Source organism: Camelimonas fluminis, from assembly GCF_014656355.1.
Classification (GTDB): domain Bacteria; phylum Pseudomonadota; class Alphaproteobacteria; order Rhizobiales; family Beijerinckiaceae; genus Camelimonas; species Camelimonas fluminis.
Map to the genome: position 1 here is coordinate 1 of NZ_BNCG01000078.1, position 5,982 is coordinate 5,982.

At 60.1% G+C, this 5,982-nt stretch carries 11 protein-coding genes and 2 pseudogenes; 3 read left to right on the forward strand and 10 right to left on the reverse strand.

The genetic code is table 11. From position 1 onward, the window contains the following. The 4 genes from IE243_RS23285 to IE243_RS21850 all read right to left on the reverse strand — a co-directional run. Positions 1-385: YhjD/YihY/BrkB family envelope integrity protein (locus IE243_RS23285; RefSeq protein ID WP_505661119.1), on the reverse strand; the 385-nt coding region annotated here is incomplete at its 3' end. Between the two features lie 23 nt (positions 386-408). Then, a complete protein-coding gene (locus IE243_RS21840; protein ID WP_191321417.1) occupies positions 409-777 on the reverse strand; it encodes a PRC-barrel domain-containing protein in 369 nt (122 codons plus the stop codon). Between the two features lie 167 nt (positions 778-944). Next, positions 945-1,541 (reverse strand): hypothetical protein, encoded by a 597-nt coding sequence (locus IE243_RS21845; protein WP_191321418.1) that lies wholly within the window; start codon positions 1,539-1,541, stop codon positions 945-947. A gap of 54 nt (positions 1,542-1,595) precedes the next feature. Next, complete coding sequence (locus IE243_RS21850) at positions 1,596-1,907, reverse strand: PepSY domain-containing protein (RefSeq protein WP_191321419.1); 312 nt, start codon at positions 1,905-1,907, stop codon at positions 1,596-1,598. A gap of 309 nt (positions 1,908-2,216) precedes the next feature. On the opposite strand from IE243_RS21850, the gene IE243_RS21855 reads away from it, so the two are divergent. Continuing rightward, the gene (locus tag IE243_RS21855) at positions 2,217-3,074 is read left to right on the forward strand and encodes an SDR family oxidoreductase (protein ID WP_191321420.1); all 858 of its coding nucleotides are present in this window, start codon (positions 2,217-2,219) and stop codon (positions 3,072-3,074) included. A 59-nt stretch (positions 3,075-3,133) separates the two neighbouring features. Here the strand turns inward: IE243_RS21855 and IE243_RS21860 are convergent, their stop codons facing one another. The 4 genes from IE243_RS21860 to IE243_RS21875 form a co-directional block, all read right to left on the reverse strand. Further along, entirely contained in the window at positions 3,134-3,427 is a 294-nt protein-coding gene (locus IE243_RS21860) for a hypothetical protein (protein ID WP_191321421.1), read from the reverse strand. 11 nt (positions 3,428-3,438) lie between these two features. After that, positions 3,439-4,233: a hypothetical protein gene (locus tag IE243_RS21865; RefSeq protein WP_191321422.1), complete on the reverse strand. Its 795-nt coding sequence runs from the start codon at positions 4,231-4,233 to the stop codon at positions 3,439-3,441. Between the two features lie 69 nt (positions 4,234-4,302). Continuing rightward, positions 4,303-4,563: a hypothetical protein gene (locus IE243_RS21870; protein WP_191321423.1), complete on the reverse strand. Its 261-nt coding sequence runs from the start codon at positions 4,561-4,563 to the stop codon at positions 4,303-4,305. A gap of 62 nt (positions 4,564-4,625) precedes the next feature. Next, complete coding sequence (locus IE243_RS21875; RefSeq protein WP_191321424.1) at positions 4,626-4,841, reverse strand: hypothetical protein; 216 nt, start codon at positions 4,839-4,841, stop codon at positions 4,626-4,628. Positions 4,842-5,077: 236 nt separating this feature from the next. On the opposite strand from IE243_RS21875, the gene IE243_RS23885 reads away from it, so the two are divergent. Beyond that, positions 5,078-5,236: a hypothetical protein gene (locus IE243_RS23885; RefSeq protein ID WP_308432096.1), complete on the forward strand. Its 159-nt coding sequence runs from the start codon at positions 5,078-5,080 to the stop codon at positions 5,234-5,236. A 20-nt stretch (positions 5,237-5,256) separates the two neighbouring features. Beyond that, positions 5,257-5,553: a GIY-YIG nuclease family protein gene (locus tag IE243_RS24055; protein ID WP_191321425.1), complete on the forward strand. Its 297-nt coding sequence runs from the start codon at positions 5,257-5,259 to the stop codon at positions 5,551-5,553. Here IE243_RS24055 and IE243_RS21890 read toward each other — a convergent pair. Both IE243_RS21890 and IE243_RS21895 read right to left on the reverse strand, forming a co-directional pair. Then, positions 5,554-5,748, reverse strand: a pseudogene (locus tag IE243_RS21890) (winged helix-turn-helix domain-containing protein); the annotation flags it as partial. It lies immediately after the preceding gene. Continuing rightward, positions 5,676-5,982, reverse strand: a pseudogene (locus IE243_RS21895) (hypothetical protein); the annotation flags it as partial. The pseudogenes IE243_RS21895 and IE243_RS21890, both read right to left, overlap by 73 nt.

Genomic DNA, 5,982 nt, shown 5'->3' on the forward strand with positions numbered 1-5,982 from the left:
CCTGCGCTGGAAGAATGCTCCCTAACAGCCCGAGGTGTTCCATGACTGTATCAGGTGCGGCCACAAGCCCATACAGGCCGATGAACGCTGTCATCGCCGGGAATGTGGCCAGGAGACCGTAAAACGTCACGCCAGCCGAGACAGCCATGACCCTGTCGCGCGAAACCTCGCGGTACGTTCGCATGACAATTTCGCGCCACCCGGTTGGGCCAATATCGGTGGGCGCTTCAGCATCCTTGCCATGGGGCGAATTTGGGCCCTTGTCTTGATGTTCTGCCCGCTCTCGAGCAGACGTCCTGGGGGCTTGGCCAAGCAAAATCAGGGCTGATGTGAAGCCAAGAACGAATGCCCCAGCATCCCGAAGCGAGGGTCTGAAATGAGCCATGCCCCCTCCCCCGTCCAGGACGTCTACAGACCTGGCTTCACACCGTAGTAATCGTAGATCCTGCGGCCTTCCTGTTGTGACCAGTCATGGTCCTCATCCGGCGCATATCTGGGTGCGGTTTCAACCTGCTCCTGGGTAATATCGGTGCGATACCCGTCCAGATTGGGGTCGTAGGTGAGCTTTTCCCATGGAACAGGGAAATGCTCGTGGCCAATGCCGAGAAAGCCGCCGAAGCTCATGACCGCGTAAGCGACGCGCCCACTTCGTTTTTCGAGAATCAGGCGCTCAATCTTGCCGACGTAAGCGTCACCAACCCCATACACATCAGTGCCGACCACCTTATCACTGGCGATCAGATCACGCGTTTCGTGGATATCTGGATTGACCTGCATAACAGTGTCCTTTCTGTATGGCTCGCTGAGCGAAGGACGTGGCCCGGCCTCAGTTTCCGCAGAGACACAGCAAGCGCGGGCGAACCGGCCGGGCTGTCATCTAGCGCTTTTGGTACTGCCGCAGCGCCACTGCTCGACCGGGACCTGTCCAATCTGGACGCGTCGACCTAGAGGTACCTCCCCCGCTCGTCCCGGACTTGGTCTGCCGTATAGTTTGGAGCATCAGGGTCGAAGCGGTCCCAGCCGGTTTCCCTGTAGGCCGCCTCGCGGGCAGCCAAATCCACTTGCTGGGTTTCGCGTAACACCGCTTGCGCCCGGTCGACCAAGGCCGGCTCTACACGAGCTGAAACCAGTGTGCCGCCACGGCGGACTCCTTCGGCATAGACGTTTGCCTCACGCTCTGGGACGCCATCTCCGACCATGGCGCCCACCAGGCCGCCAGCGGCAGCGCCGGTAGCCGCTCCACCTGCAGCACCCAGCGCTGTTGCGGCGAGCCAACCAGCCGCGACGACTGGACCAACACCGGGAATAGCCATCAGGCCAAGGCCGGCGAGGAGTCCGCCAGCACCGCCGACCGCAGCCCCAAGACCGGCGCCAGTGAGGGCGTCATTCGCAACTTCGTTTCCATCAGGGTCAGAGTACCAATTGTCAGAATTATTGGATACCACCGAAATATCCGATGCCGGGACACCGACAGACTCAAGTCTTCTTGCAGCGTTCGTCGCCTCGGCGGGAGTGTCGAACAATGCTGATACCGTCGTCATAGACATGCCTCCTTGACATACGAGCACCGACCAATTCGCCTCAATGCGTTTAACTTAACGGGGGAATACGTTCCCCTGATAATCGAGAGCGATATCGTGGGTGGCGCCGTTCTTCATTCCCTTTCCACGCCAAATGCCGTCCTTGTCCTTGGACAAGCCGCTGATTCCGGTGAAACCTGCGTCCGTAAAACGCTTACGCGCCTGGTCTTCAGTGAAGCTGTTCGCACCCTTTGCGGGCTGGGATGGCGGCGGCGTGGTTTTGGTTGTGACCGCTGGCGTCTTCGGATCAGGGTTCGCGGGCTGCGGCTGAGCTGAAGCTGCAACCGTCATAGACACCAGAATGAATGCAAGCATCGGAATGCGCATCTCAGTCCCTCCACCAGTTTCTATCTGTGGAGGGATAAGGCCCTAACAGACCAATCAGTTCCACCATCTCCATTTTTTGAATGGCTATTAAGCACTAGCACATTCATTTACATAAATATTATGTGTTTATTCGCCAATAGCACAAACAATTGCCCGGAGCTGATGACCCGTTCTCGTTCTACAGGAACCGCATGGCGTTCGAGATGGTTGCTTTGCAGGAGGAACGGCCCTTTCGCCATAAACCGCGCATTCTTGAGCCCTAAGGCGCACCTGTGGCCGTCTCTCATTTCTGATGAAAGGACGTCCGCCATGCACTCCTATCCCAAGCCGCCATTTCCAAAACAGCAGCAGAGCGCTCCGGGACTCATTGGCAAGCTCAATCCACCAGCTGATCACGGGGAAAAGAGCTGGCGCGGTGCCGGCAGGTTAGCAGGGAGACGTGCTTTGATCACTGGTGGCGACAGTGGAATTGGCCGAGCCGTGGCAATAGCTTTTGCGCGCGAGGGCGCCGACGTGGCGCTGTCGTTTCTCAATGAGGGTGAGGATGCAGCTTCCACTGCCAGTCTCGTACAGGAAGCAGGTCGTAAATGCGTTCTATTACCAGGAGATATTGGAAGCGCGGAACACTGTCGCTTCATTGCCACGAAAGCAACAGCCGAGTTAGGGACGATTGACGTTCTTGTTAATAATGCCGCTCACCAAGCGCAGTATGCATCGCTTGATAATATCAGCGACGACGCGTGGCGACACACCTTCGACATCAACATTCATGCCATGTTTTATCTGTCAAAGGCCCTAATAACCCAGATGCCAAGCGGGAGTGTCATCATCAACACTGCCTCGGTCAACTCCGACCGACCGAACCCCTCACTGCTGCCATACGCCACTACCAAGGGCGCTATAGTGAATTTTACTGCGGGCCTGGCGCAACTCGTGGCGAAGAAGGGCATACGCGTGAATGCCGTAGCCCCCGGCCCCGTCTGGACCCCGCTTATCCCCTCCACAATGTCGGAGGAGGATGTGAGAGAATTCGGCGCCAACTATCCGATGGGCCGCCCAGCCCAGCCGGTCGAGCTGGCTTCGGCCTATGTCATGCTGGCCGAACCCATGTCGAGCTATGTTTCAGGCGCTGTAATCGCTGTCACCGGTGGAGCCCCCTATATTTAGCCTGCATAAAATCGGTTCTTCCGCGCAGGGCATCGTTTGCGAGGGCACATCCTGAGCGGTCAGGCTGAGGACTCCAGATGGCCAAGAGCGGCCCTGATCATGACTTTCGGCGGGTCATCATCATCGAGCATGTCCAGTTCTGACATCGCCAGCCGAAGCGCCTCGGCCGCGCCTTCCCGTGTCATGGCTGGGCCCTCCCAGCCGCAAATCGCGCCGTATGGTTCCACGTAGGTCGTGCGGACAACCTCCGCTTCGCCTCCGAGCTTCGGCCAGTCCGCCTCGTCAATCGCGTCGAATGCAGCAAGACCGGCGCGGTAGGCGGCAATTGCCGCAATGATGGGATCATTTGTCATGTGACACCCGTTCAGGCTGCGAGGACGACGGCCGGCAGCAGGCCGTGCGGAATGTCGAACGTTTCGTTCTCCCGGGTCAGGCAGCGCTGCAACTCACCCAACGACGTGCAGGACAGCGGGGAGTCCGCGAGCGGCCGCGCCGTGTCTTTCAGGTACTCGTTGACCAGGGCGGCTGTCCGGCCGGCCACCAGGGGACGCAGGACGTGGAGCACGGCGACGGATCGCGCCAGTTCCTCGCTGTCCAAGGACTGACTTGGCTCGACGCTCTCAATGGCGTCGAACAGGATCTGTAGCGCCGCGCGCTCCGGTGAGGCCGGCAACGCCAGTATCCGGTCCTGCAGGTCGGTCGTGGCCTTGGTGGCGTCATCAACCATGGGCGCCAGTGTTTCCGAACCGCATCGCTCCCGTTCAGCACGAGCCGCCGCACGCCGATGCTCGAGCGCCAGCATATCCTGCCGGTACAGCGCCCTCGCCCGGTCGGCCCCGGCCTTGCCCCATGCTTCCCGGCGATATTCCGCCAGCGCGTGAATATCCAAATCCGATGGGCGAATGAGAACCAGTTCGCCTGGGCATGCGGTGACGCCAGTGATTGCCGGCTCCCAGCAATGCCCTGTCAAAAATGGGCGGCCATCTGGCGCTACTCCCAGCAGGCGCTTGCCTGGCCTCGCCCACCACGGCATTGACGCAACCAGCTCGTCGTAACGGTCGCTCATATCGCGGAGCGCGCGGCGCTGCTTCAGAAGGCAGCCCAGCATCCGGTCCAGAGCTTCATTGGTAGGCGCCGGCGTTGTGTCCAAAATTGGCATGGCGGTTTGCATGTCGATCCTCCCGTGTCATGGCGGTTCACTGTTGTCATGCTGTAGTGCTTTAGCTGCTCAGAAGCGCTTCATCTGGTCCTTCGCCAGCCCGCGCACCTCCCTGGCGGCTTCCACGACCAGATCCAGAAGCACCGGGATGCGTTCGAAATAGATGACCCCGGGCCTGACCTCGACCAGAGGCGAGGCGATGAGATCCGTGATGGCCTCCTCCAGATCCTCAGCGGCCAGGCCGATGCGGCGGGCCAACTGCTCAATCCGGGCGGTCTGTTCTTCGTCGATTTCGAGGGCCGTCTTTCCCTCTGTGTGATCCGCTCTCATGGCAGGCTCCTGCTACGATGTGACAGCGCTTTCATGCTGTCCCGTTCAAATGTTGTGATGCTTCAGAAGGCACGTTCAGCCGGATTGGCCTCCAGATCCGGATCGATGGCGATCCAGCCGCGCACCGGGTCGAACAGCTCCTGGCCTTCGCATTCGTTCGCCGGGTCCAGCGCGTCGTCGCGGTCGAGTGCTTCAATCAGCAGGTCGATGGCGCGGGAAATCCGGCGGCGCAGATCCGGGCCGAGTGGCGGGGTTGGGGAAAGCGAGTGAGCAGTCATGGGATGCTCCGGAGATACGATTTCTTAATGCTGTTCGCCTGTTTCAGCGCGCAGCGTTTGAGCGATTTCAAATCCTATGATATGTTTCAGATCATTCTTGTCAATAACATATCATTAAGGATATAAAAATGATCACTGGGGCGCAGATCAGGGCCGCTCGAGCGCTTCTCCGCTGGTCGGCAGAGCGCTTGGCCAAGGAGGCGAAGTTAGGAGTTGCAACGGTCAGGCGAGCTGATTTGGCGGACGACGCCGTTCCAGCGATGACCGCTGCCAACCTCGACGCCATCCAGCGCGCCCTTGAGGCGGCCGGGATCCAGTTCATTCCGCAGAACGGCGGCGGCGCTGGCGTCCGCTACCGGCAGCGGCGGGATGAGGCGGACACAGCACAGGACTGACGGATAATGGGCGAGCCACGATGAGAACGAGCGTTTACGTAATCGCGGCAGAGAATGGGCCGGTGAAAATCGGTATCGCCCAGAACCCGTTCAAGCGGCTTAAGGAGCTTCAAACTGGCTCTGCGCCTAGGTTGCGCATTGCATACCTCCACGAAGAACCGAGTCCGCAGCATGCCCGAGCCGTCGAGCGCACAGCTCATGCGTCTGCCGCAGCAGTCCGCCATCTCCACATCGGTAGCACCAAGCTTGCAAAGCTTCTCGGCCTGCGTGAAAACTCCGGCCGGTATCGGGACGGCGCGCCTCGCGCTGGCTGGTGATTATGCTGCATTTCGTTGCTCCGGCCGGCCTCGTGACTTCGCTCGCCAGTTGCTGACGGTCTGGGGACTGACGCCGCACCGGCGGGAAATCTCGCGGTCAGACAGTTCGGGATTGACGTCCATCATGGACAGCACGTCGCGGCGCTTGTCGGCATTGGTCCGGCGGTTAAGCGTTTGCACTTGCTGATCAGCTGGGAGACGAACTCCGTTTCCGTCATTTTCGACGGCCGGCCTGCCTCGAGCTCGTTGTATGGGTCGATGATCAGCGCCCGGATGCCATGGCGCAGGACCGCGGCGCGCGCCCTCTCCAGCACCCAATCGACGGTTGGCGTGTGGTCCGCCGCGTCGATGAAGGCGAAGTGCTGCTGGACCGTAAGCGCTGTGCCGCTCACACCTTGCGTTGATGGCTCCACGGCAGGAGGCTGTCGA

What these genes read in the sequence shown, in the direction of transcription:
- IE243_RS21845 (WP_191321418.1), bottom strand. Translation starts at nt 1,541, where the DNA reads ATGACGACGGTATCAGCATTGTTCGACACTCCCGCCGAGGCGACGAAC.
- IE243_RS21865 (WP_191321422.1), bottom strand. Translation starts at nt 4,233, where the DNA reads ATGCCAATTTTGGACACAACGCCGGCGCCTACCAATGAAGCTCTGGAC.
- IE243_RS21860 (WP_191321421.1), bottom strand. Translation starts at nt 3,427, where the DNA reads ATGACAAATGATCCCATCATTGCGGCAATTGCCGCCTACCGCGCCGGT.
- IE243_RS21840 (WP_191321417.1), bottom strand. Translation starts at nt 777, where the DNA reads ATGCAGGTCAATCCAGATATCCACGAAACGCGTGATCTGATCGCCAGT.
- IE243_RS24055 (WP_191321425.1), top strand. Translation starts at nt 5,257, where the DNA reads ATGAGAACGAGCGTTTACGTAATCGCGGCAGAGAATGGGCCGGTGAAA.
- IE243_RS21850 (WP_191321419.1), bottom strand. Translation starts at nt 1,907, where the DNA reads ATGCGCATTCCGATGCTTGCATTCATTCTGGTGTCTATGACGGTTGCA.
- IE243_RS21855 (WP_191321420.1), top strand. Translation starts at nt 2,217, where the DNA reads ATGCACTCCTATCCCAAGCCGCCATTTCCAAAACAGCAGCAGAGCGCT.
- IE243_RS21875 (WP_191321424.1), bottom strand. Translation starts at nt 4,841, where the DNA reads ATGACTGCTCACTCGCTTTCCCCAACCCCGCCACTCGGCCCGGATCTG.
- IE243_RS21870 (WP_191321423.1), bottom strand. Translation starts at nt 4,563, where the DNA reads ATGAGAGCGGATCACACAGAGGGAAAGACGGCCCTCGAAATCGACGAA.